The following is a 22,351-nucleotide window of genomic DNA, read 5'->3' as shown; positions in this document are numbered from 1 at the left end:
AATACAGCAGGGGATGATGCTTATGAATTGAAAAAGAGTCTCCGAAACCTCATACAAAAAGATTCAGATCCGCAATTGGTTAAATTTGTCAATTCGATAGATTCAGTACCTGAGGTTGAAACCGCGTAAGTATTTGTCTAACAAGTCCGAATTTTACGATTTTACCCGTCAGAACTGAAGTGCCCCCCAAAAAAATTGTATCCAACTTTTGGGGGTCACTTCAAACTTCGATAGGGATAATTTTCAATTTTGGGGACTTGTTAGACAGTCTCATTATCTGGTAGCAGTTTACACAGCACCGGATCGTTTTTGATACGCTCCAGTTCCTCCTGCACAATCTGCTTCACCTCTTCCTTGATGCGCCGGTAGTTCGCCTGCACCGTTTCCTTCATGCGGTCGTTGCCGTCCTCGTCCGTGAAGTTTGTAATGACGGGAATTTTCTTGTAGGCACTTTCTTCCCGTTTCACCTTTTCGGCATCCACCACAATCTCGCAATGAAAAATCTTCTGCTCGATACGCTCGTTGAAGTTGTCGGATACAGAACCGACAAACATTCCCTGCGTAAGCCCGGAAATCTTACTCGGTGGAATGAGCGCGTCCATCTGCGTGTTGATGGAGGTGGAAACATCCTGCCGGTTGATGGAGATGGACTGCCGTTTCTGCAACACCTTACCGAACCGCTCGGAGAGCGTCTTGGCTGTTTCCCCCACCACCTGACCGGAGAAAATATTGCCGACAGTGTTCATCACCACTTTCGCCTCTTTGTCCCCGTAGTCACGCACTAACTGGCTGAAATCCTGAAAGCCCAGACACACGGCAACCTTGTTGCTTCGGGCGGTAGCTATAAGATTGTCCAACCCTTTGAAGTATATTGTGGGCAACTCGTCGATGATGACCGATGACTTCAGCATCCCCTTCTTGTTGATGAGCTTCACGATACGGGAATTATACAGACCGAGTGCCGCACCGTAGATATTCTGACGGTCGGGATTGTTACCCACGCAGAGGATTTTCGGCTCTTCGGGATTGTTGATGTCCAGCGTAAACTCGCTGTCTGACATCACCCAGTAGAGCTGCGGTGAAATCATCCTCGAAAGCGGGATTTTTGCCGACGCTATCTGACCCATGAGCTGCTCCGCAGCCCCTCCAAGCCACGCATCCATGAACGGCGAAAGGTAGTTCTCCAGCTCCGGATAAGAGGTCAGTATCGGAAATATATCCTCGTAACGGCGGTTCAGAAACTCGATAGCATGGGGAAACGTGCAAAACTTCCCGTTCTGATAGATTTTGAGATACCAGATAATACTGGCAAACAGAATGATAGGTGACTCCACGAAGAAGTCGCCCTGCTTTTGCACCCACGTTTTATTGAGGTTGAGCATTATTGTGTAGGCACTCTCATAGGCATCCGTAATATCTTCCATAAAATCCGGGTGAATGGGATTGCACCGATGAGAGCGTCGCGGGTCGTCGAAGTTGATCACATAGAACTTCGGCTTTACCTTGTAGCCGTCCGGGTGGTTCAGCAAATGGTTGTAGGCAATAGTAGATAGGTCGGGATACTTGAAATCGTAGATGTATTGACTAAAGCCCTTTTCAATCTGTTGCTTGATAAAATTGTTTACCACGGCATAGGACTTGCCGCTGCCCGGCGTACCCAACACGATGGACGCACGGAAGGGATTAACTACATTGATCCAACCGTTGTTCCAGCGTTTCCTGTAATAGAAACGTGTCGGCAGATTGACCGAATACTCGCTTTCGATAAGCCTCGTTTCCTGCATGAAACTCTCGTTCTCGTTGTTGAAAACATCCTCCATCAAATTGTGTTTCAACAGGCGGCTCATCCACAGACCACCCATCAACAGGCAGACATAGCCCGTTCCAATGGTAAGGACATACAGTCCCGTCACCGCTTCAAGCGGCAGCGGCAGGGGCAGCAACCACCAGTTCAGGAAAAACAGCACGAACCCGACGGCAAATGCTGTCCAGATTCTCCCCCAAGTGATTTTCTCACCCTTGACACCCTTCGTACCCAGACAGGACAAGGCAAGCAAAAGGACGGAAAACAGCTTCGTGTAGAGAATGGAATGGAACAGCCCCGCCGTGCGGTCGAAGTTCAGAAGGATTTTGTCCACCACGCCGATGTTCACGCCCCACAGCCGGATGGCTTCGTAGCAGAACCAGTACACGTTCATGACCACTAAAATGATACTCACGGCACGCAGAAAATCCATGATTTTCGCCAATGCCCTCAAATCGTCTTCTTGTTGTGACATACATTGATTTTTTAATTGTTGATACTCTGATTACATACCCAAGCCCTTGCGTTTTTTCTTCTTTTTGCGCTTCATCGCCCGGATGAAAGCCTCTTCCTCGGCATCTACCGCCGGACCTTCGGGAGTGAGCAAGCCCATACCGCCCGATATATCTTCACTGTCGTAGGCGGTCTGCCCGTGTGCCTTGTCCGCAGCATCCACAGGGATGGATAGCGGTATCGGCGGTTGTCCGGCGTATGGCAGGGTGAAGTGTTCCTGCAAGGCATTCGCCGAAAGCTCCTTACCCATGCGCGAACCGTTCAGCACGCATCCCGTGCGGTGGTCGATGAAGGTAGCCCCATAGATGCGCCCTTCCTCTGTGTAGCGCAGTACGGTGTCGATGCCCTTCTCTTTGAGTTGGGATACAAATTTGTCCTTGTCATAAGTGCCTTGCAGCACGGAAAGGACGGTGCGTTTCGTCATGTCTGCCAGTTTCCTATCCTTGATTTCCGATTTGGAACGGACAAACTTCTTCTGTACGGCTTCATAGCCTGCGGACTTCCCGAAAAGCGAGGATTTGAACGGGTTGCCCACCTTGTTACCCTTGTCGTCCGTGACGGAATAGACCAGCCCGTGATACTCCCGTCCGCGCACGTTGCCCCTCGCTTCCTCCACCGTCATATTATATAAGGAAAGGAGCGCACGGTATTCGCCCATCGTCTGGAAACGGTACTGCCCATTCAGAGCCTTCACGGTGTTGCCTACCTGCTTCTTCACATCACCTGCCGATGCGGCCACCTTGCGCAACGGATTATCCAATCTCTGATTTTTACGTTCTGCCGGATGCAATCCGTACTTCTGTTCCAGTTCCCTGCGGATACGGTCGCTGCGGCGGTAGAGAAAATCCCGGTTGAGCCTTTTCCCGTTCTCGTCCACGTTGACCGTCACGATGTGCAGGTGGTGGCGGTCGATGTCCTCGTGCTTGAATACAAGATAAGGCTGGTTTCCGAAACCGAGTTTTTCCAGATACTCGCGGGCGATATTCTGCAACTCAATATCGGTCAGCACATCCTCCGGGTGCGGGTTGAGAGAGATATGCACCACCGGCTTCTCGATCTTCATCTGCGGTGGCAGGAAGGTGAGAAAACCCTCCATCGCCTTGCCTATGTCCACCGTTCCCGAACCGTCATTGTAGATGCGGTTGGTGGTGAGAAGCCGCCCCTGCGCCTCGTTAATCTTCTCCCCGTTGTAGGCAATCGCGCCGTACAACGAACTTCCTACACTGATTTTTGCGACCATTTTGCCTCCATTTCCCTTGAAAGTTCCACAATCCGGCGGCTCAGTTTCACGAGTTCGACGGTGTGTTGCTCTAATTTGTAGAGCAACGCCATCGCCTTTTTCTCTGAAAAATGCAGCCTCAGTTCCTTCACGACTTGGTTGTAATTCGTACCCACGGCACGGAATTGTGCATGAAAATCCGACAGTTTGGTGTAATAGTCCACCAACGTCTTGTCCACCTTCAGCACCTTGAACGGTTGCCCGAAGAAGTGCGCTTTGAGGAAAACAGACCGTGCATAGACACCCGATTTTCCGAACATGGCGAGGAAACGGTTGTGTTCCTCCTCGTTGAAACGGACGGTGTACCGGTACACCGCCGGATCAAGTTTGGGATTTCTCCCTGATTTGCTTTTCCTTTTCTCTTTCATATTACTTTGGATTTAGCGGATTGACGGCATAAGCCGCCGCTTCGGATTACAGCACCGCAGTTCTGAAAGGCTTCCCGACTTCGGAGGGAAAGCCCGCCCCCTGCAAGGGCAAGTGCTTTTCGTGGCTGCTCAAAATATTTTGAGCGGCTGAAAAGACATCTTGCTATGTTCAGGTGAACATAAAAATCCGTCAGGGGACGGATTGGGAAAATACCTTTCAGGACTCCGGGCCGCGCGTCATCGGCGAACCCTGCTGTCCGGGTGCAAAGTTACGCCCTTAAAGCGGTATCGGACAGATGCTTGACCCGGTCAATGACTGCCAACCGGCGCAACGTGCCGCCACTTGCCGGAGAAGTGATACAGGTTCCAAAATATACTTGTTTATTTGCAGCATGATTCAAGAAACGAACGATTTGAAGATATGATAAACGGAACATTCAAATACCCGGAAATCCGCTTCTTCGGATACTTGCCGAAACGGATACCCGAACCGTCGGAAACCCGGTTCTCCGACAATTCGGTGACGTATGGATTCAATGACTTCATGACGCAATGTCGTCAATCACCATTTGTCCGACGCACCGCTTCACCACAGAACCGGATACGCGACGACCCGCCTGCGTGTGTAGTCACGGAAGCGGATGGTGCGACAGCCAAATCCGTATGGAAACAGAAAAACAAATCATCAACAATTAAAATAAATGGAACTATGAGTAAGGAAATCTTCGTTGCATTCGCAACACAGAAAGGTGGCATCGGCAAATCCACTGTCACGGCACTTGCCGCCAGCTACCTGCACAACGTGAAAGGCTACAATGTCGCCGTCGTGGACTGCGACGACCCGCAGCACAGCATCCACGGGCTGCGCGAACACGAAATGGGGCTTATCGACAGCAGCACCTACTTCAAGGCTCTCGCTTGCGACCATTTCCGCCGGATCAAAAAGAACGCCTACACCATCGTCAAAAGCAATGCGGTGAACGCCCTCGACGATGCCGAGAGGATGATTGCCACTGAGGACGTGAAACCCGACGTGGTGTTCTTCGACATGCCCGGCACACTCCGAAGCAACGGCGTGATAAAGACGCTCTCGCAGATGGACTACATTTTCACTCCGCTGAGTGCCGACCGCTTTGTCGTGGAGAGTACCCTGAAATTCGTCACGATGTTCCGCGACAGGCTGATGACTACCGGACAGGCGAAAACAAAGGGGCTGCATCTGTTCTGGACGATGGTGGACGGCAGGGAGAGGAACGACTTGTACGGCATCTACGAGGAAGTGATAGCCGAAATGGGCTTTCCGGTACTTTCCACCCGCTTGCCCGACAGCAAGAAGTTCCGCCGTGACCTTTCGGAAGAGCGCAAGAGCGTTTTCCGCTCCACCATCTTCCCGATGGACACGGCACTGCTGAAAGGGAGTGGCATCCGGGAGTTTTCCGAAGAGATAAGCGACATCATCAGACCGCAGTGAGCATGGGCAGCAGGAAAGTGAACACGGAAGGCATCGACGAGGAACTGCTGTTAGCCTCCATCGGGCGGCGCACACAGGACGGGACACTGCGCCCCGCACAGGAAGTACCCGCAGCTGCACCGACCGAAGAGGACACCGCCGCACCGGAACCATCTCCTGTGCAACCCGTAACACGGGAAAAAGCGCAGAGGGAAAGTGGACGCCGGAAAAGGCAGGACGAGGACTACAACGAGCTATTCCTGCGCCGCAACGAGATAAAGACCCGCCAATGTGTCTATATCAGCCGTGACGTCCACGGCAAGATCCTCAGAATCGTGAACGACATCGCCGGAGGGGAAATCTCAGTAGGCGGATATGTGGATACCGTGCTGCGCCAGCATCTGGAACAGCACAAGGAGAGAATCAACGAACTGTACAAGAAACAACGTGAAGATCTGATTTGAAAATGGAAAAAGAAATGACACCGAATGAAAAAAGACCACAGCAAGACTGCGGAGGTATGTTTACCCAAGTGCAGGCGAGTGTGGAAATACTGTCGCCTGTCCCGGTAAGCGGCAAATGCAGTGAGAAGGACTATGAACGCCTGTTCATCCGCGACCCGGAAGTAAAGGCACGTGAGGGGAAGATGGCGTATGTGCGCCCGGAGTACCACGAGCGTATCATGCGTATCACCCGTGTAATCGGGCATGACCGGCTTACGCTGTCCGCTTACATCGACCATGTGCTGACGCACCACTTCAACCAGTGCGAAGATGCGATAAAGAGCCTTTATGCCCGAAATTACAATTCAGTATTCTAACCAAAAACGGAAGGATATGAATTACACAATCAGCATGACAGACATTCTGCTGGCGGTATCGGTCGGCTGCAACCTCTGGTTCCTGTTCCTGCTCCTTTACGAGCGCATCATGGACACGCGGATTGTCCGCTTCTTCAAGGGCATTGTCGGATTATGGCGGTCACTGGACGGGAATGAGGCTAAACGCATAGCGGCACACGAGGAAGTCCCTGCGGAAAAGGCGGACATCATCGGCAAGAGCCGTTTCAGGATGGCATCCACCCGGACAACCGCTGCCATACCGACGCAAGAAGCCGCCACTATTGAAAAAGGCATTGAGCTGTCGGAGGAAGAGGCTACTTTTGACGACGGAAAAACGGGAAACGCATCCCGCCCGGCACAAGTCCCGGAGGAAAAACTCGATGAGACCTTCACGAGCATACCGCCGGAGGAACTGGGATACGGGGACGACGAACCGGAAGAGGACGCCTCGGACACGCCACGGGCTTCGGGCAGCAGCTTTGACGAGATTGACGACGCCTGCAAGACCGCCAAAAACCCGGACGCGACACAGGCGGAACGTGAAAAGGCGGCTAAGGTGTTCACCGACATGGAGGGCACGGAGTTGTACGAGAAAATGATGGAAGGCTCTTCGGAGATAGGCATCCGCATCAAGGGGCTTATCGAGATTCGGCTGAAGAAATCTGAAAAGGAGTTCGTCGTGCCGGACAACATCGAGGAGTTCGACATTCGCAACTATGTATGACAACAATAAAAGAAATGAACATGAAAGAATGACATCAACCCACGCGGCGAGGAAACGCAAGGCGCATCCCCATCCGCAACGGACACGCCCACGTCCGTGGAAACAAACGGGCATCCACTAAAACCAAAGTAAAGAAACAAAGTATCAACCGCCCGACAAAGGACCATCCACCCTTTTGACGGCAAAAAACAAGAACAGTTTATGAACAAGAACATCTTGAAAAACAGAAAAGCAATCCTCTCCGCGGCACTTGTCATCGCCGCAACCGCCTCCGCTTTCGCGCAGGGAAACGGCATCGCGGGCATCAACGAAGCCACCTCTATGGTGAGTTCTTATTTCGACCCCGGAACTAAACTGATATACGCCATCGGTGCAGTCGTCGGGCTTATCGGGGGCGTAAAAGTGTACGGCAAGTTTTCATCGGGCGACCCCGACACCAGCAAGACAGCCGCCTCGTGGTTCGGCGCGTGCATCTTCCTGATTGTTGCCGCCACCATCCTGCGCTCATTCTTCCTTTAATAAATAATGTATGGCTGAATACCCAATCAACAAGGGTATCGGCCGTCCGGTAGAGTTCAAGGGCTTGAAGGCACAGTACCTCTTCATCTTCTGCGGAGGTCTGCTGGCTCTCTTCGTCCTGTTCGTCATCCTCTACATGGTCGGTATCGACCAGTGGATATGTATCGGCTTCGGCGCGGCATCGTCCTCCCTCCTTGTATGGCAGACCTTCGCGCTGAACGCCCGGTACGGTGAACACGGGCTGATGAAATTAGGAGCGGCACGGAGCCATCCCCGATACCTTATCAACCGGCGGCGGATAACCCGTCTGTTCAAACGACAACGAAAGGAAGAAAGACAATGAGGAATACATCGAAAATGACAACACTGGAAAACAGGTTCCCACTTTTAGCGGTGGAGCATGGCTGCATCATCTCAAAGGACGCCGACATCACGGTGGCTTTCGAGGTGGAACTACCGGAACTTTACACCGTGACGGGTGCGGAGTACGAGGCGATACACAGTTGCTGGTGCAAGGCTATCAAGGTGCTGCCGGACTACTCCGTCGTCCACAAACAGGACTGGTTCATCAAGGAACGCTACAAACCGGAGCTTCAGAAGGACGACATGAGCTTTTTAAGCCGCTCTTTCGAGCGTCACTTCAACGAGCGTCCGTACCTGAAACACACCTGCTACCTCTACCTGACCAAGACAACAAAGGAGCGTAACCGGATGCAGAGCAATTTCAGCACGCTGTGCCGGGGACATATCATCCCGAAGGAGCTGGACAGGGAAACCACGACCAAGTTCTTGGAAGCCTGCGAACAGTTCGAGCGCATCATGAACGACAGCGGGCTTGTCAGGCTGCGCCGCCTCTCCACCGATGAGATTGTGGGTACTGAGGGAAAGACGGGACTTATTGAACGCTACTTCTCGCTCATGCCGGAAGGTGACACCACCTTGCAGGACATCGAGCTTTCGGCAAGGGAGATGCGCATCGGCGACAACCGCCTGTGTCTGCACACCCTCTCCGACGCGGAAGACCTGCCGGGCAAGGTGGCTACCGACACCCGTTACGAGAAGCTCTCCACCGACCGGAGTGACTGCCGACTGTCATTCGCCTCCCCGGTGGGGCTTCTGCTCTCCTGCAACCATATCTACAACCAGTATGTGCTGATAGACAACAGTGAGGAAACCTTGCAGAAGTTCGAGAAGTCCGCCCGTAACATGCAGTCGCTATCTCGCTATTCAAGGAGCAACAGCATCAACCGCGAGTGGATAGACCAATACCTGAACGAAGCCCATTCCTACGGACTGACCTCGGTACGGGCACACTTCAACGTCATGGCGTGGAGCGACGATGCGGAGGAACTGAAGCATATCAAGAACGACGTGGGCAGCCAGTTGGCAAGCATGGAATGCGTGCCGCGCCACAACACCATCGACTGCCCGACACTCTACTGGGCGGCGATACCCGGCAATGCGGCGGACTTCCCGGCGGAAGAGAGTTTCCACACCTTCATCGAACAGGCGGTGTGCCTGTTCACAGAGGAAACCAACTACCGCAGCTCGCTCTCGCCCTTCGGCATCAAGATGGTGGACAGGCTCACGGGAAAACCGCTGCACCTTGACATCTCCGACCTGCCCATGAAGCGAGGTATCACGACCAACCGCAACAAGTTCGTGCTGGGTCCTTCGGGCAGCGGCAAGTCTTTCTTCATGAACCACCTCGTGCGCCAATATTATGAGCAAGGCGCACATGTGGTATTGGTGGACACGGGAAACTCCTATCAGGGCTTGTGCGGCATGATCCGACGCAAGACAGGCGGAGCGGACGGTGTGTATTTCACCTACACGGAAGATAAGCCCATCAGCTTCAACCCGTTCTACACCGACGATTACATCTTCGACGTGGAGAAGAAGGACAGCATCAAGACCCTGTTGCTGACGCTCTGGAAGTCGGAGGACGACAAGGTGACAAAGACGGAGAGCGGCGAGCTGGGCAGTGCCGTGAGTGCCTATATTGAGCGCATCCAATCCGACCGTAGCATCGTGCCGTCGTTCAACACCTTCTACGAGTATATGCGTGACGACTACCGCAAGGAACTGGCACAGCGTGACATCAAGGTGGAGAAGTCCGACTTCAACATCGACAACATGCTCACCACCATGCGGCAGTATTACCGGGGCGGGCGTTACGATTTCCTGCTCAACTCCACGGAGAACATCGACCTGCTCGGCAAGCGGTTCATCGTCTTCGAGATAGATTCGATTAAAGAAAACCGCGAACTGTTCCCCGTCGTGACCATCATCATCATGGAAGCCTTCATCAACAAGATGCGGCGGCTGAAAGGCGTGCGGAAACAGCTTATCGTGGAAGAGGCTTGGAAGGCCCTCTCATCGGCGAACATGGCTGAATATCTGCGCTATATGTATAAGACGGTCAGAAAATATTACGGCGAGGCAATCGTGGTGACGCAGGAGGTGGACGACATTATCAGTTCTCCGGTGGTCAAAGAGAGCATTATCAACAACTCGGATTGTAAAATCCTGCTTGACCAAAGGAAATATATGAACAAGTTCGACCAGATACAGGCGTTGCTCGGACTGACGGAAAAGGAGAAGTCGCAGATACTCTCCATCAACATGGCGAACAACCCTTCACGGCTCTACAAGGAGGTGTGGATAGGCTTGGGCGGCACGCAGTCGGCGGTCTATGCCACGGAGGTCAGCGCGGAAGAGTATCTGGCGTACACCACCGAGGAAACGGAAAAAGTGGAGGTTTACCGTCTGGCGGAGAAGCTGGGCGACGACATCGAAGCCGCCATCCGGCAGCTTGCCGAAAGGCGGAGAAACAAGGAATAACTAAAAAACAGAATGTATCAACCAAAAAAGAAAAACGCGTATGAATTTACCAAAAGTGAAAATGCTGCAAGTCAGCAAGTGCCTTATCGGATTGGCGGTCATGATGCTGCAATCCTGCGACGTGGCCGACAACCGCCGCGACATGCTGTGCGGGAACTGGGAGAGCGTGGAGGGAAAACCTGACGTGCTTATCTACAAGGAGGGCGAAGCCTACAAAGTGACGGTGTTCCGTCGTAGCGGTCTGCGCCGCAAGCTCAAGCCGGAAACCTATCTCTTGCAGGAGGAGAACGGCAACCTGTTCATGAACACCGGCTTCCGCATCGACGTGTCCTACAACGAGGCCACGGATGTGCTGACTTTCTCGCCAAACGGGGACTATGTGCGGGTGAAGCCGCAGCCGGGACATCCGACCGAAGAATAACAACCACTAAAATCCAAAGTAACATGAGAACAAGAATAACAATGATTATCTGCCTGTGCCTGCTTTTCGCGGGCAGGGCAAGCGCACAGTGGGTCGTAAGCGATCCGGGCAATCTAGCGCAGGGCATCATCAATGCCTCCAAAAACATCATCCATACCTCCAAGACCGCCACGAACATGGTGAGCAACTTTCAGGAGACGGTGAAAATCTATCAGCAGGGCAAGAAGTATTACGATGGTGCGCCCGTATAGGCGATATAATAAATATAGCATTGGCAAGCTATTAGGTAAGTGTTCCAATATTTACCTATCATCACCAGCTTATCTGCCCACGAAAGGACGGCAGGGAGTATAGCACGCTGGAAAGCCATAAGTCAATTAGTTATCAAATTGCAACTGAATGGTGAGATGAAACAGATAGATACGAGGATAAAATCCAAACTGATTGAATGATAGTCCAAGTGAACCCAGTATGTTTTATAGTGAAAGATAACTTAACTCGCTATACCGTAATACCTCTGTTGCGAGCGTCGTGTAGTAGAGGCAGGAACAAATTACGGCACAACCGCAGTAAGCGGTAACGGGCGGAAGTCATATCCGATAATCTATCATAGCCATGTTATTATATCGTAAACGGGGATTGCCTAAATCGGAACGCCGCAAGGCTATTAGGTACAGACCTATGAAAATCCGACAAGGCAACGGAGCTTCCGTAGTAGTCTGAGCAGGGGAAAGCCCTGTACATGGCGAAGGGAAGCAGCTAATAATTTTAATGCAAATAACGGAAAATGTGAGAGACATTATGAGAAGTCCAGAGTATGTATTAAACAGTCTAACGGAACACAGTGAAAATTTGAATTACAAGTTCGAACGCTTGTACCGTATCTTTTTCAATGAGGAAATGTATTACGTTGCCTACCAACGCATATATGCGAAACCGGGCAATATGACAGCAGGTGCAGATGGGAAAACCATTGACCAAATGAGCCTGAACCGAATTGAACAACTGATAACATCGTTGAAAGATGAGAGTTATCAGCCCCAACCCTCAAAACGGGTGTATATCCCAAAGAAAAATGGGAAAATGCGTCCATTAGGTGTACCAGCTTTTAACGATAAATTATTGCAGGAAGTGGTCAGAATGATATTGGAAGCCATCTATGAAAGACAGTTTGAAAAAACGTCGCATGGCTTCCGACCCCTAAGAAGCTGCCACACTGCCTTGTCTGATATTCAGAAGACATTTTCGGGCGTGAAATGGTTCGTAGAAGGTGATATTAAGGGATTTTTCGACAATATCAATCATGAGATACTGATAGGTATTCTGAAAGAACGTATCGCTGACGAAAGATTTATTCGCTTGATTAGAAAATTTCTGAATGCAGGATATATCGAAGACTGGAACTTTCATAACTCCTACAGCGGAACACCGCAAGGCGGAATTGTCAGCCCTATCTTGGCAAACATATACCTTGATAAGTTGGATAAATTCATGAAGGAATACACTGAAAAATTTGATAAGGGGAAAGAACGGAAAAGAACCAAACAGGCAGTATCACTTGAAGGCAAACGACACCGTATTCTGAAAAAGTTGAAAGTGGTAAAAGACAAAAATGAAAGGTCAGAATTGATAAGACAATATAAGGCTTATCAAAAAGAAGGTTTGCAGTATTCTGATGGTGACGAAATGGATATGAACTACAGAAAACTCAAATACGTGAGATATGCGGATGATTTTCTAATTGGAATCATTGGCAGTAAACAAGATGCTATCATCATCAAAGAGGACATAAAGAACTTCCTCTATGAAAAGTTGGCTCTTACACTGTCCGATGAGAAAACACTTATCACCCATGCTGAAAACGCTGCAAAATTTCTCGGATATGAGATTTTTGTAAGGAAATCCAATGACACCAAAAGAAGCAAATACGGAGTACTAAGACGTGTCTTCAATAAGAGGATACAATTGGCACTTGGAAAGGATACGTTTAAGAAAAAGTTGCTCGAATATCGTGTTTTAGAAATAAAGATACACAACGGCAAGGAGTATTGGAAAGCAAAATCCCGTCCCAAACTTTCAAACAACAATGACTTTGAGATACTTGACAGGTACAACAAGGAAATAAAGGGCATTTACAATTACTATTGTTTGGCTAATAATTGTAGTAGTCTGTCAAAACTTGGGTATATCATGAAATATAGTATGTACAAAACATTTGCGCAGAAATATCGGACAACGATGTCGCAAATCCGAAAAAAGTACACCAAGAATGGACTTTTTTCAGTTAGATACTATTTAAAGAACGGTACTGCCAAAGACTTGACCTTTTATCATGGTGGGTTCAAAAAGAAAAATCCAATGAACATTAAGGATTTAGACAACTTGCCCAAATTCACATATCATCCTACAAACACAAGTCTTATAGATAGGCTGAAAGCGGAAAAATGTGAATTATGTGGAGCAGTCGATAAGTTAGTGATGCACCATGTGAGAAAATTAAAAAATCTTCAAGGGAAAACTACCTGCGAAAAACAAATGATGGCTCGCAAACGAAAGACTATTGCCATATGTGGTAAGTGTTACAAAAAACTCAGTAACAATGAATAGATTGATATTATTAGTAGAAAGCCGGATACGCGGAGACGTGTACGTCCGGTTTGGGGGCGAGCTTCCGAAAACCCACCGTAGTAATACGGCAGGGCGTTGGATGCTTAGCCTACCCCTCAAATCGGTGAACAATCTGGTCAAGGACGCCCGCAAGGTGCAGCAGACCATCCTGATGGTGGGCGACATCACAGACATCTATGTGAACAGTTTCCAACGGATGCTCCGTGACGGGAATTTCAGACCCGAAGAGCTTTCCGCAATCGCTTTCGGCTACACGAAACTGCTGGAGGAAAGCAACGAAGTGTTGACGGAACTCAGGAACGTGGTGAACATCACCACGCTCTCCATGACCGACAAGGAGCGCATGGACGTGGTGGAACGCTGCCACTCGAAGATGAAGCGTTACCGCAACCTCGTGAGCTACTACACGAACAAGAACATCTCCGTGAGTTACCTGCGTGCGAAAAAGAAGAACGACCTCGACCGCATCATGGGGCTGTACGGGAACATGAACGAAAGATACTGGTAGCCTATGAAGTTCGACAACCTTCATCAGATTTTACGTTCACTTTATGAGCAGATGATGCCGCTGTGTGGGGACATGGCTGGTGTGGCGAAAGGCATCGCCGGGCTGGGTGCGCTGTTCTACGTCGCCTACCGGGTATGGCAGTCGCTGGCGAGAGCTGAACCGATAGACGTATTCCCGATGCTCCGTCCTTTTGCCATCGGTCTGTGCATCATGTTCTTCCCGACTGTGGTGCTGGGCACGATAAACAGCATCCTCTCACCCGTCGTACAGGGCACGGCAAAGATGCTGGAGGCGGAAACGCTGGACATGAACCGATACCGGGAGCAGAAGGACAAACTGGAATACGAGGCGATGGTACGCAACCCCGAAACCGCCTACCTCGTGTCCAACGAGGAATTTGACAAGCAACTGGAGGAACTCGGCTGGTCGCCCTCCGACATGGTGACGATGGCGGGAATGTATATCGACCGGGGAATGTACAACATGAAGAAGAGCATCCGCGACTTCTTCCGCGAGATACTCGAACTGCTGTTCCAAGCCGCCGCCCTCGTGATAGACACCGTCCGCACCTTCTTTCTCGTGGTGCTGGCGATTCTCGGTCCGATAGCCTTCGCCCTGTCGGTATGGGACGGTTTCCAAAACACGCTCACGCAGTGGATATGCCGCTATATACAGGTCTATCTGTGGCTACCGGTATCGGACATGTTCAGCACCATACTGGCGAAGATACAGGTTCTGATGCTGCAAAACGACATCGAGCGGATGCAGGCAGACCCGAACTTCTCGCTGGATTCGAGCGACGGGGTGTATATCGTATTCCTCTGCATCGGCATCATCGGCTACTTTACCATTCCCACCGTTGCGGGCTGGATTATCCAAGCCGGAGGCATGGGCGGTTACGGTCGCAACGTGAACCAGATGGCGGGACGAGCCGGAAGCATGGCGGGCAGCGTGGCGGGTGCAGCCGCAGGAAACGCAGTCGGACGTGTCGGCAAATTGCTGAAATAATCAATGTGCAATCATAAATTGGAAAATATAAATGGAATTCAAATCACTTAGAAACATCGAATCGTCGTTCAGGCAGATACGCCTGTTCGGTATCGTCTTCCTCTCGCTGTGCGCCGTGGTGACGGTGTGGAGCGTGTGGAACTCCTACCGTTTCGCAGAGAAGCAACGGGAGAAAATCTATGTGCTGGACAACGGCAAGAGCCTGATGCTCGCCTTGTCTCAGGATTTGTCGCAGAACCGCCCGGCGGAGGCACGGGAACATGTGCGCCGTTTCCACGAGATGTTCTTCACGCTATCACCTGAAAAAAGCGCGATTGAACACAACGTGAAACGTGCCTTGCTGCTGGCGGACAAGAGCGTGTACCACTATTATTCGGACTTCGCGGAGAAGGGGTACTACAACCGCATCATCGCCGGGAACATCAACCAAGTGCTGAAGGTGGACAGCGTGGTGTGCGACTTCAACGCCTATCCCTACCGTGCCGTGACCTACGCCACACAGAAAATCATCCGGCAGAGCAACGTCACCGAGCGCAGCCTCGTGACCACCTGCCGCCTGCTGAACGCATCGCGGTCGGATGACAACCCGAACGGTTTTACCATCGAGGGTTTCACCATCATTGAGAACAAGGATTTACAGACTATCAAACGGTAACAGGACATGAAAAGTATCAGAAAATCAATGTGGGGCATGTATTGGAAACTCCACGACAAACGGAAACGCTTGGCGGCAAGTCTCAAAGGGTATCTGGACGGCTTGCCGCCGGAAACACGCCGCCGCATCGTGCTGGGGATGTTCGCCGCCTTCGCGGTGCTTGCCCTTTACACCTTCGGCAGAGCCGTCTATGACATCGGCAGGAACGACGGCTCACATATGGAAACGGGACACGCCGGACGGGTGGAACTGCCGACCCCGGCGGAAACAGGCAATCACTTAACACCTTATTTATATGGAACAGACAAAGAATGAACCGACGAAAGAGAACAAAGCTGCTCCCGAAACGGGGAAACCGAAAAAGGAGCGCGAACCGCTGACAGAGGCGCAACGGCTGAAACGGCAGAAGATGATCGTGCTGCCCGCTATGGTGTTGGTGTTCATCGGGGCGATGTGGCTGATATTCGCCCCGTCCTCCGGCAAGGAGCAACCGCCGGGAACGGACGGATACAACACCGAGATGCCCGACGCTGACAAGGCGAACCGGCAGATTATCGGCGACAAGCTGAAAGCCTACGAGCATGGGGAGATGGAAGAGCGTCAGGAGAGCCGCAACCGTGCCATCGGGCAGCTGGGCGACATGTTCGACCGCGAGATAGCGGGAACGGAGAACGGAGTGGACTTCGACCTCGCCAATCCGGGCGGCAAGGAAGAAAGGGCAAAGCCAGCCACGCCGCAGACCATCCAGTCCTCCGCAGCCGCCTACCGTGACCTGAACGCCACGCTCGGAAACTTCTACGACCAGCCGAAAAACGACAATGCGGAGATGGACGAATTGTTGGAGCGCATCGCATCGCTGGAGTCGGAACTGGAAAGCGAGAGGGGCAAGGCTTCCTCTATGGACGAGCAGGTGGCTCTTATGGAGAAGTCCTACGAGCTGGCGGCAAAGTACATGGGCGGTCAGAACGGAGGACAGCCATCGGCGGAACAGAGGGCAGAGCCAACTACCGTGCAGAAAGGGAAGAAGAACAAGGCAATGCCTATCAGACAGGTGGAGCATCAAGTAGTTTCTTCACTCTCACAGCCTATGAGTAACGCGGAGTTTGTCGCCGCCTTATCGCAGGAACGCAACCGGGGTTTCAACACGGCTGTCGGCACGGCGGAGGTATTGGACAGGAACACCATACCGGCGTGCGTGCATGGGGCGCAGAGCGTGACGGACGGGCAGACGGTAAGGCTGCGCCTGCTGGAGCCTATGGCGGTGGCAGGCAGGACAATACCCCGGGGTGCGGTGGTGGTCGGCACGGGCAAGATACAGGGTGAGCGGCTCGACATCGAGATTACCTCGCTGGAATACGACGGCACGATTATCCCCGTGGAGCTTGCGGTCTATGACACGGACGGACAGCCCGGCATCTTCATCCCGAACTCGATGGAGATGAACGCCGTCCGGGAGGTCGCCGCCAACATGGGCGGCTCGCTGGGAAGCAGCATCAACATCTCCACCAATGCCGGGGCGCAGCTCGCCTCCGACTTGGGCAAGGGGCTGATACAAGGCACGAGCCAGTACATCGCCAAAAAGATGCGAACCGTCAAGGTGCATCTGAAAGCCGGGTACAGGGTCATGCTTTACCAAGAAAAATATTGAAAACAATAAAAATTACCACTAAAATCCAAAAGTAATGAGAAAAGTAATCATCATGTTTGCCCTCGCTATGGGCATCATAACTGCCAACGCGCAGGAGAATGTAACCGTTGAAACGACCAACGGAAGTGAACAACCGACCTTGACGAAGGAGGTCTATCCGCAGAAGGAGGCGGACGGCGACCTATATCACGGGCTGTCACGCAAGCTGACCTTCGACCGCATGATACCGCCGCACGGTCTGGAAGTGACCTACGACAAGACCGTCCACGTCATTTTTCCGGCGGAGGTGCGCTATGTCGATTTAGGCTCGCCCGACCTGATTGCCGGGAAAGCCGACGGAGCGGAGAACATCATCCGTGTGAAGGCTACCGTAAGGAATTTTCCCAACGAAACGAATATGTCCGTCATCACGGAGGACGGCAGTTTCTACACCTTCAACGTGAAGTACGCCGCCGAACCGCTGTTGCTCAACGTGGAGATGTGCGACTTCATCCATGACGGCAGCACGGTGAACCGCCCGAACAACGCGCAGGAAATCTATCTGAAAGAGCTGGGCAGCGAAAGCCCGATGCTGGTGCGCCTTATCATGAAGTCCATCCACAAACAGAACAAGCGCGAGGTGAAGCATATCGGCTGCAAGCGTTTCGGCATCCAATACCTGTTGAAAGGCATCTACACGCACAACGGCTTGCTTTATTTCCACACGGAGATAAAGAACCAGAGCAACGTGCCTTTCGATGTGGACTACATCACTTGGAAAATCGTGGACAAGAAGGTTGCGAAGCGTACTGCCGTGCAGGAGCAGATTATTCTGCCGCTCCGCGCGCAGAACTACGCCACCCTCGTGCCGGGCAAAAAGAGCGAGCGCACGGTCTTCACGATGGCGAAGTTCACCATCCCCGATGACAAGTGCCTCGTGGTGGAATTGAACGAGAAGAACGGCGGCCGTCACCAGTCCTTCGTGATTGAGAACGAGGATTTGGTACGCGCGGGTACCATCAACGAACTTCAAGTACGCTGACCATGAGAAAGTACATCGCAATAATCATCGCGTCGCTTGCCCTTTTTACAGGGCAGGCGCACGCCCAGCGGTGTCTGCCGAAGATGCAGGGCATCGAGGTGAGGGCGGACATGGCGGACGGCTTCAATCTCGGCGGCAAGGACGGCGGGTACAGCTTCGGGGCGGCTCTCTCCACCTACACGAAGAAGGGGAACAAGTGGGTGTTCGGTGGCGAATACCTGTTGAAGAACAATCCCTACAAGGACACCAAGATACCCGTGGCGCAGTTCACGGCGGAGGGCGGCTATTACTTCAAGATACTGTCGGACGCCCGAAAGATTGTTTTCGTCTATGCCGGGGCTTCGGCTCTCGCCGGATATGAGGCGGTAAATTGGGGGAAGAAGGTGCTGCATGACGGCTCCACGCTGCACGACCGGGACGCCTTCATCTACGGCGGTGCGCTGACGCTCGATGTGGAGTGTTACGTGGCAGACCGTATCGCCCTGCTTGCCAACCTGCGGGAGCGTTGCCTTTGGGGTGGCGACACACGGAAGTTCCACACGCAGTTCGGGGTCGGTATCAAGTTCATCATCAACTGACACGGGCATGGAAAGGACGGAAATAGATGCTGTCAGAAGGATGCCGCTTGCGGATTTTCTCGCACGGCTGGGGCATGAGCCTGTCAGAAGGAGCGGTAACGAGCTGTGGTATCTTGCCCCGTACAGGGGCGAGCGCACATCCTCTTTCCGTGTGAACGTGGCGAAACAGCTCTGGTACGACTTCGGTTTGGGCAAGGGCGGCGACATCTTCACGCTTGCCGGGGAGTTTCTGCAAAGCGATGACTTCATGAAGCAAGCGAAGTTCATAGCGGAAGCCGCCAATATGACGGTTGCCGGATGGGAAAAGCCCGTCTATCTCTCGAAGCCGACCGAATCCGTTTTTGAGGATGTGGAGGTCGCTCCGCTGCTCCGCTCACTGCTGACGGAGTATTTAGAGGAACGGGGCATCCCTTACGCCATCGCATCCCGTCACTGCTGCCGCTTGAACTACGGTGTGCGTGGGAAACGGTATTTTGCCGTTGGCTTTCCGAACATGGCAGGTGGCTATGAAGTCAGAAGCCGATATTTCAAGGGTTGCATACCTCCGAAGTCTGTATCACTGGTAAAGGCGAATGACATCCCGGCTGACGAGTGCCTCGTGTTCGAGGGCTTCATGGACTTTCTCTCTGCCGTGACGCTTGGTGTAACCGGTAACGCTGACTGTCTTGTGCTGAACTCAGTCGCCAACGTGGAGAAGGCGGCGGGATTGCTGGACGGATACGGGCGCATCGGCTGCTTCCTCGACCGTGACGAAGCCGGACGGCGGACGCTTGCCGCACTTACCATGCGATACGGGGAACGTGTCACCGACCGTTCCTCCCTCTATGACGGTTGCAAGGACTTGAACGAGTACCTGCAACTGACAACGAAAAAACAGAAAAACAACCATCTAAAAATCGAAGAACAATGAACATACTGAACAACAGAAACAAGAGAACATCAATATTCAAGGCAGTGGCGTTATGCCTGATAGCCGCCATGTCATTCACCCTCGTGTCATGTGACGATGACATGGACATCCAGCAGTCCTATCCCTTCACGGTGGAGGTCATGCCCGTGCCGAACAAGGTAGTAAAGGGGCAGACAGTGGAAATCCGCTGTGAACTGAAAAAGGAGGGCGACTTTTCGGGTACGCTCTATACCATCCGCTATTTCCAGTTCGAGGGGGAAGGCTCGCTCAAAATGGATAACGGCATCACCTTCCTGCCTAACGACCGCTACCTGCTGGAGAACGAAAAATTCCGCCTGTACTACACGGCGGCGGGTGATGAGGCGCATAATTTCATCGTGGTGGTGGAGGATAACTTTAGCAACTCCTACGAACTGGAATTTGACTTCAACAACAGGAATGTAAAGGACGACGATCTTACCATCGTTCCCATCGGCAACTTCAGCCCCTTGTTGAAATGATGCGTGTATTCATGACAATGCTCTGTTCACTTCTGACGGTCTGTTCTGTGTCCGCGCAGATCAGCCGCCAAGAGGGAACGGACGGGCAGGCGGCAATCTACCGACTGCCGCTTATGGAACGTGCTTTTTTATGCTGCCGCTACTTTGAAGGCTGGCACTCAGAAAAACACTACCCATACGTCGGTTGGGGTCACAAACTTTTGCCAAACGAGAAGTATTCGGCACGAACCATGACAAAACGGGATGCGGATGAACTTTTGCGGAAAGACCTGCGCAAATTTGTCGCCATGTTCCGTAAATTCGGGGTTGATTCGATTTTGCTTGGCACGTTAGCTTACAATGTGGGACCGGCGAAGCTGTTAGGCAGCAAAACAATCCCCAAAAGCACCTTAATCAAGAAGCTGGAAGCTGGTGACAGGAACATCTACCGTGAGTATATAGCCTTCTGCAACTACAAAGGAAAACGCCACGCCATGCTGCTCAAACGGAGAAAGGCGGAGTTTGCGCTGTTGTATATCCCATAAAAGGACTGACAAAACTGGCAAAAGACGTGCCATATTTAACTTGGCACGTCTTTTGCTCTATCACTTGATAGATTATCGTAGGATTTTCTCGTTAATTGACATCGTTGAGCCATTTTTGCCTATCGGTTTCCAAATAACACTTCAAGTTGTAAGTGTTGTGAGAGCAATACAAAACATAGTTATTAACCATAAAAAGTATAGCGAAATTATGAAGAAAGTATTTAGGAAAATTCAGAAAGGAACAACAAAAATGATTGAACGTATCAAATCGTTGGGGGAAATGGAGACGAAGCAGAAATGTGTAGTTCAACGGTTCGAGATTATCATTCCCCTCCACCAAAAAATAACGACCCAATATATAGCCTCCGCAAGTTTTACTTGCGGATTTTTTAGTTATCGCAGATTGGACAAAGGTTTCTTTGCTACTTTCTTTGTCCGCCATCATGCTCACTGAAAGAAAGTAGGGCGGCTCTCGCCGCCCCGCCACTCAAAAGCGTGTGTAAAGTCCCGTCACCATCGTGAACATTTCCTCCAGCATATCAAAATAGATACCCTCGTGTACGGCAATGTCCTTTGTCTTGCACTCAAAGGTCTTTTTGCTGAACGTCCTGCGGTAGAAGCGCATATTGTAGAGGTCTGCCCCTTCGTCATAGATGATGTCAAGGCGGTTGGCACTTGTTTTGTTCCTTGCAAGGCTCATCCGTAAGCCGTTGCCCATATCTATGAAATCACGGCTACCTGTCATGGCGGTGAAGCGTTTTCCGCCTATCTGCTGTAATATCGTCTTGGCTATCATATCTTTTGTTTTTAGGGTTTTAAGTATTGGCGGTGCGGACACCGCCATCCCGTTCAAAATTCTCGCATTTCGGAAATGGGGGTCTGCCGTTGTAGCCACTCTTTCACACATTCCATATTGTACTCGCTCGTGATGACTGCCGTATGGCTGTCGGTGGCGGTGAAACGTGTGCTTTCGTAATCATCTATCCACCCCTTGAGGGTGTCCGTTCCCCACGCTCCGGTATCGTCAAAGATACCGTCCAATGCCGTGATAGGTTCGCTGAACTTGACTATCAGCGTTTGATAGGTCGTGTTCATAGTCTGTCCTCCTTTCCCTTCTTTGCGTTCAGCCACTTGTCCCGTGCGGCTCGGCACTCGTCCAACGTGGGTTTGACACAAGAGAACAATTCTCTGTCTATGGGGTGGCGGTAGTCGTACTGCACAAGTGTCCGCCTGCGTCTTCCGATACCCGATTGGAAACGCTCGTATTTCTCCGTACCTGCTTCCGCGCAGGTGCTTACTCCGTTGATGGTCATTCGTGTTGTCATAATGTTGCTTTTTAGATGGTTAAAAATGTACTGACAGAACTCTGTTCTTCATCACCATTTCGGGGTTGCTTGTGTAGCGTTGGTGCAGGTAGAAATGGTGTGAGCCGAAGCCGTAAAGGAAAAACTTGTCAAGTTCGTGCTTCTCGGCAAACTCCTTTACGCTCTTTCTCAATTCCCCCTCACTCGTTGTGAGAGTGAGGAGGTTCACAAATTCAAGGAACATCGTGGGGATTGCATCATCCCACACACAAATCATACTTTCAATTCTTACTTCCATATCAAT

Annotated in this window: 27 protein-coding genes and 1 pseudogene; 21 read left to right on the top strand and 7 right to left on the bottom strand. The window is 51.5% G+C overall.

The window, feature by feature from the left end; all coding sequences use genetic code 11:
• Positions 1 to 260: 260 nt before the first annotated feature.
• The 3 genes from mobC to mobA are packed head-to-tail and all read right to left on the bottom strand — an operon-like array spanning position 261 to position 3,964.
• Positions 261 to 2,279 (bottom strand): conjugal transfer protein MobC, encoded by a 2,019-nt coding sequence (gene mobC, locus KTG12_RS05985; protein ID WP_004291482.1) that lies wholly within the window; start codon positions 2,277 to 2,279, stop codon positions 261 to 263.
• 30 nt (positions 2,280 to 2,309) lie between these two features.
• Complete coding sequence (mobB, locus tag KTG12_RS05980) at positions 2,310 to 3,557, bottom strand: conjugal transfer protein MobB (protein ID WP_004291483.1); 1,248 nt, start codon at positions 3,555 to 3,557, stop codon at positions 2,310 to 2,312.
• Positions 3,536 to 3,964, bottom strand: a complete 429-nt coding sequence (gene mobA / locus KTG12_RS05975; RefSeq protein WP_004291488.1) for a conjugal transfer protein MobA — start codon at positions 3,962 to 3,964, stop codon at positions 3,536 to 3,538. Before mobA ends, mobB begins: the two co-directional genes overlap by 22 nt.
• Before the next feature lie 421 nt (positions 3,965 to 4,385).
• On the opposite strand from mobA, the gene KTG12_RS05970 reads away from it, so the two are divergent.
• The 21 genes and pseudogenes from KTG12_RS05970 to KTG12_RS22255 all read left to right on the top strand — a co-directional run bounded on the left by KTG12_RS05970 (position 4,386) and on the right by KTG12_RS22255 (position 21,197).
• Positions 4,386 to 5,435: a ParA family protein gene (locus tag KTG12_RS05970; RefSeq protein ID WP_004291492.1), complete on the top strand. Its 1,050-nt coding sequence runs from the start codon at positions 4,386 to 4,388 to the stop codon at positions 5,433 to 5,435.
• Between the two features lie 2 nt (positions 5,436 to 5,437).
• Positions 5,438 to 5,878: a DUF3408 domain-containing protein gene (locus KTG12_RS05965; RefSeq protein WP_004291503.1), complete on the top strand. Its 441-nt coding sequence runs from the start codon at positions 5,438 to 5,440 to the stop codon at positions 5,876 to 5,878.
• 2 nt (positions 5,879 to 5,880) lie between these two features.
• Positions 5,881 to 6,234 carry a DUF3408 domain-containing protein gene (locus KTG12_RS05960; protein WP_004291505.1) on the top strand — a complete coding sequence of 118 codons (354 nt, stop codon included), beginning with the start codon at positions 5,881 to 5,883 and terminating at the stop codon, positions 6,232 to 6,234.
• 16 nt (positions 6,235 to 6,250) lie between these two features.
• A complete protein-coding gene (locus KTG12_RS05955; RefSeq protein ID WP_004304280.1) occupies positions 6,251 to 6,979 on the top strand; it encodes a hypothetical protein in 729 nt (242 codons plus the stop codon).
• Between the two features lie 201 nt (positions 6,980 to 7,180).
• Entirely contained in the window at positions 7,181 to 7,498 is a 318-nt protein-coding gene (locus tag KTG12_RS05950) for a DUF4134 domain-containing protein (protein ID WP_002560983.1), read from the top strand.
• A 10-nt stretch (positions 7,499 to 7,508) separates the two neighbouring features.
• A complete protein-coding gene (locus tag KTG12_RS05945) occupies positions 7,509 to 7,841 on the top strand; it encodes a DUF4133 domain-containing protein (RefSeq protein WP_004291514.1) in 333 nt (110 codons plus the stop codon).
• On the top strand, positions 7,838 to 10,342 hold the full coding sequence (locus KTG12_RS05940) for a TraG family conjugative transposon ATPase (protein WP_004291515.1): 2,505 nt from the start codon (positions 7,838 to 7,840) through the stop codon (positions 10,340 to 10,342). The genes KTG12_RS05945 and KTG12_RS05940 overlap by 4 nt, the downstream gene beginning before the upstream one ends.
• 40 nt (positions 10,343 to 10,382) lie before the next feature.
• The gene (locus KTG12_RS05935) at positions 10,383 to 10,763 is read left to right on the top strand and encodes a DUF3876 domain-containing protein (protein ID WP_004291516.1); all 381 of its coding nucleotides are present in this window, start codon (positions 10,383 to 10,385) and stop codon (positions 10,761 to 10,763) included.
• Positions 10,764 to 10,804: 41 nt separating this feature from the next.
• Positions 10,805 to 10,999: pseudogene (locus KTG12_RS05930) on the top strand (DUF4141 domain-containing protein); the annotation flags it as partial.
• 565 nt (positions 11,000 to 11,564) lie between these two features.
• Positions 11,565 to 13,370, top strand: coding sequence for a reverse transcriptase/maturase family protein (locus KTG12_RS05925; RefSeq protein ID WP_120027392.1), 1,806 nt, complete (start codon positions 11,565 to 11,567; stop codon positions 13,368 to 13,370).
• Positions 13,363 to 13,899, top strand: a complete 537-nt coding sequence (locus tag KTG12_RS05920; protein ID WP_064976124.1) for a conjugal transfer protein TraI — start codon at positions 13,363 to 13,365, stop codon at positions 13,897 to 13,899. Before KTG12_RS05925 ends, KTG12_RS05920 begins: the two co-directional genes overlap by 8 nt.
• A gap of 3 nt (positions 13,900 to 13,902) precedes the next feature.
• Complete coding sequence (gene traJ / locus KTG12_RS05915; protein WP_004291518.1) at positions 13,903 to 14,907, top strand: conjugative transposon protein TraJ; 1,005 nt, start codon at positions 13,903 to 13,905, stop codon at positions 14,905 to 14,907.
• Positions 14,908 to 14,938: 31 nt separating this feature from the next.
• Positions 14,939 to 15,562 (top strand): conjugative transposon protein TraK, encoded by a 624-nt coding sequence (gene traK / locus KTG12_RS05910; RefSeq protein WP_004291519.1) that lies wholly within the window; start codon positions 14,939 to 14,941, stop codon positions 15,560 to 15,562.
• Between the two features lie 6 nt (positions 15,563 to 15,568).
• Entirely contained in the window at positions 15,569 to 15,877 is a 309-nt protein-coding gene (locus KTG12_RS05905) for a TraL conjugative transposon family protein (RefSeq protein WP_004291520.1), read from the top strand.
• Positions 15,858 to 17,210: a conjugative transposon protein TraM gene (traM, locus tag KTG12_RS05900; protein WP_004291521.1), complete on the top strand. Its 1,353-nt coding sequence runs from the start codon at positions 15,858 to 15,860 to the stop codon at positions 17,208 to 17,210. Before KTG12_RS05905 ends, traM begins: the two co-directional genes overlap by 20 nt.
• A 34-nt stretch (positions 17,211 to 17,244) precedes the next feature.
• A complete protein-coding gene (gene traN, locus KTG12_RS05895; RefSeq protein WP_004291522.1) occupies positions 17,245 to 18,231 on the top strand; it encodes a conjugative transposon protein TraN in 987 nt (328 codons plus the stop codon).
• Between the two features lie 2 nt (positions 18,232 to 18,233).
• Complete coding sequence (locus tag KTG12_RS05890; protein ID WP_004291523.1) at positions 18,234 to 18,809, top strand: conjugal transfer protein TraO; 576 nt, start codon at positions 18,234 to 18,236, stop codon at positions 18,807 to 18,809.
• 7 nt (positions 18,810 to 18,816) lie between these two features.
• The gene (locus KTG12_RS05885) at positions 18,817 to 19,719 is read left to right on the top strand and encodes a toprim domain-containing protein (RefSeq protein WP_004291524.1); all 903 of its coding nucleotides are present in this window, start codon (positions 18,817 to 18,819) and stop codon (positions 19,717 to 19,719) included.
• Positions 19,716 to 20,219, top strand: coding sequence for a DUF3872 domain-containing protein (locus tag KTG12_RS05880; protein ID WP_004291525.1), 504 nt, complete (start codon positions 19,716 to 19,718; stop codon positions 20,217 to 20,219). Before KTG12_RS05885 ends, KTG12_RS05880 begins: the two co-directional genes overlap by 4 nt.
• Positions 20,216 to 20,743: a glycoside hydrolase family protein gene (locus KTG12_RS05875; RefSeq protein WP_004291526.1), complete on the top strand. Its 528-nt coding sequence runs from the start codon at positions 20,216 to 20,218 to the stop codon at positions 20,741 to 20,743. Before KTG12_RS05880 ends, KTG12_RS05875 begins: the two co-directional genes overlap by 4 nt.
• 64 nt (positions 20,744 to 20,807) lie before the next feature.
• Positions 20,808 to 21,197, top strand: a complete 390-nt coding sequence (locus KTG12_RS22255; RefSeq protein ID WP_004291527.1) for a hypothetical protein — start codon at positions 20,808 to 20,810, stop codon at positions 21,195 to 21,197.
• Between the two features lie 33 nt (positions 21,198 to 21,230).
• Here KTG12_RS22255 and KTG12_RS05860 read toward each other — a convergent pair whose 3' ends face one another.
• The 4 genes from KTG12_RS05860 to KTG12_RS05845 are packed head-to-tail and all read right to left on the bottom strand — an operon-like array spanning position 21,231 to position 22,345.
• Entirely contained in the window at positions 21,231 to 21,539 is a 309-nt protein-coding gene (locus tag KTG12_RS05860) for a hypothetical protein (protein ID WP_004304290.1), read from the bottom strand.
• A gap of 53 nt (positions 21,540 to 21,592) precedes the next feature.
• Positions 21,593 to 21,895, bottom strand: a complete 303-nt coding sequence (locus tag KTG12_RS05855) for a hypothetical protein (protein WP_005783104.1) — start codon at positions 21,893 to 21,895, stop codon at positions 21,593 to 21,595.
• Entirely contained in the window at positions 21,835 to 22,068 is a 234-nt protein-coding gene (locus tag KTG12_RS05850; RefSeq protein WP_004304291.1) for a DUF3873 domain-containing protein, read from the bottom strand. The genes KTG12_RS05855 and KTG12_RS05850 overlap by 61 nt, the downstream gene beginning before the upstream one ends.
• Before the next feature lie 19 nt (positions 22,069 to 22,087).
• Positions 22,088 to 22,345 (bottom strand): hypothetical protein, encoded by a 258-nt coding sequence (locus KTG12_RS05845; RefSeq protein WP_004291531.1) that lies wholly within the window; start codon positions 22,343 to 22,345, stop codon positions 22,088 to 22,090.
• Between the last annotated feature and the right edge of the window lie 6 nt (positions 22,346 to 22,351).

The sequence above is a fragment of the Parabacteroides sp. MSK.9.14 genome, from assembly GCF_019041495.1.
In the GTDB taxonomy this organism is placed as follows: Bacteria; Bacteroidota; Bacteroidia; order Bacteroidales; family Tannerellaceae; genus Parabacteroides; species Parabacteroides merdae.
The sequence above is the reverse complement of the archived record's forward strand: the minus strand, read 5'-3'. Positions and strand labels throughout refer to the sequence as shown.